Origin of the sequence: Streptomyces sp. NPDC005181, assembly GCF_040608395.1 — a bacterium.
Lineage (GTDB): Bacteria > Actinomycetota > Actinomycetes > Streptomycetales > Streptomycetaceae > Streptomyces.
Genome location: NZ_JBEXID010000238.1, coordinates 1 through 1,766, shown reverse-complemented (window position 1 = coordinate 1,766; position 1,766 = coordinate 1). Strand labels below are relative to the sequence as shown.

1 protein-coding gene is annotated in these 1,766 nt (G+C 68.4%); it reads right to left on the bottom strand.

Annotation, left to right across the window (positions count from 1 at the left end; genetic code table 11):
- Positions 1 to 92: 92 nt before the first annotated feature.
- Positions 93 to 1,667: an IS66 family transposase gene (locus ABZV38_RS40315; protein ID WP_356333926.1), complete on the bottom strand. Its 1,575-nt coding sequence runs from the start codon at positions 1,665 to 1,667 to the stop codon at positions 93 to 95.
- Positions 1,668 to 1,766: the final 99 nt, after the last annotated feature.

Here is a 1,766-nt window from a genome sequence, read left to right as displayed (position 1 = left end):
GCAAACATTCAGTGCGACCGCAGCGTGTGACGGTTTCGGGTGTGTGGTGACGGCTGGTGACCGAGTGGTCAGCGGCTGTCGGAGCGGGGGTGTCAGGCCGGGGCGAGGGCTGCCGGGGGCAGCCAGAGTTTCCCGGTGAAGGCGTCGACGAGCACGGTCAGTGGGTTGACCAGGTGCTTAATCGCGGTGGAGAGCACGCCCCGGATGAGGTAGCGGTCCTTGGCCCGTTCCAGGTGGGGCAGCCGTCCCGAGATGTTCTCCTGGATCTTCGAGGGGCGTAGGTCCCGCTCGGCCTGGTTCGAGGTCGGTGGGATCCGCAGGTCGGTCAGGAACCGCCAGAAGTCGTCGGGGCGGTCGCGGAGGGCTTCAAGGAGCAGGCGGGACTTGCGGGCGCCGGGCCGGGTGTCGTCCAGGCGGGCGGTGTGGGCCAGGCCGATGGCCACGGCCGAGCGTGCGCCCTGCAGGCCGATCGCGGACAGTGTCGGGGCCAGGGATGCCTCGCCCCGTTCCCGGGCCTGGTTGGCGCGATGGATCAACTCTCGGATGGAGTCGGCCAGTTGGGTGGGCCATGCCTGGTCCGGGTAGAGCTCCGCGGCGGCCTTGAGGTCGCGCAGGACGTGCTGGAGGCACAGCTGGTGGTTCAGGTCGCCGAGTTGGGAGGAGTCGTAGTTCTGGTAGCGGTCGTGGACGATGACAGCGTCCGGTTCCAGCTCGGTGAAGATGAACTGTTTGAAGGTCTCCATCGAGCGGTCGCCGAGCAGGAAGTGGGTGTAGAGCTCGGTGCACGCGACCAGGAGGTAGCCCTTGGCTTCCTTCTTGCCCGGCGGCGGGGTGGCGGCGCCGACCTTGAGGGGCGTCTCGTCGCAGGAGATCACGAAGGACAGGGTGATCAGGGTGCGGATGACCATGTCGCAGGTGGCCAACGCGGCGGCGGTGCGTGCCAGCAGGCCATGGACGAACCCGGGCGAGGGCTCGGCTCCGGTCAGCGCGGTCAGGATCTCGCGGCAGCGGGCCACCGGTACGAAGTGCACGACCATGAGATAGACCGCGAAGGCCTTCAGCTGGGGCCCGTACTCGGATCGGCCGGCCCCCGCGCCTTCGGGGCGGGGCGCGATGTGGACCTTTCCGCAGGAGCAGGCCACCGCGTGCTGGTCGTACTGGGTGACGGTCACCGTGACCAGGGGGATCTCGTGTCGCTGATAGCGGTCCACGACCCCGAGATCGGCGGCGCCGGTGAGGTCGGCCCCGCAGTCGCAGGAGCCCTGGGGGAAACAGGGCTCGCGGCTGTCGACCTCGTCTTCCTCGCGCCAGCGCAGGGCGCTGCCCGGGGCTCCCTTCTGCTTGCCCTTGGCCCGACCGGTGGACTTGGCACGGCGCTTGGGCGCGGGCGGGGTTCCTCCCGCGCCGCCGTCCTTGGAGGAAGGGAAGGAGGAGTTGTCGCTGTTGCGGGACAGGAGGTGTTCCAGCTTCGCCAGCTTGGTAGTGGTCTCCTCCAGCTGGGCGGTCGTGCGCTCCAGACGGTCCATCACATCGTCGAGCTGGGCCGCCAGCGTGACGATCTGGGTGTTCTGGCGGTCGATCACCTCGGCCTGCCTGGCGATGACCACTTCCTGGTCACGGACGCGGACGATCAGCTCGTCACGCGACATCGACTCCAGCTCGGGCACTCCGCGATCCAACCACACCGCGACGGCCCAACTCGACGACCACCAAGCGTGATGAGGCGGCCGGAACGATCACGCTCCGATTACCAACTGAATGTTTGC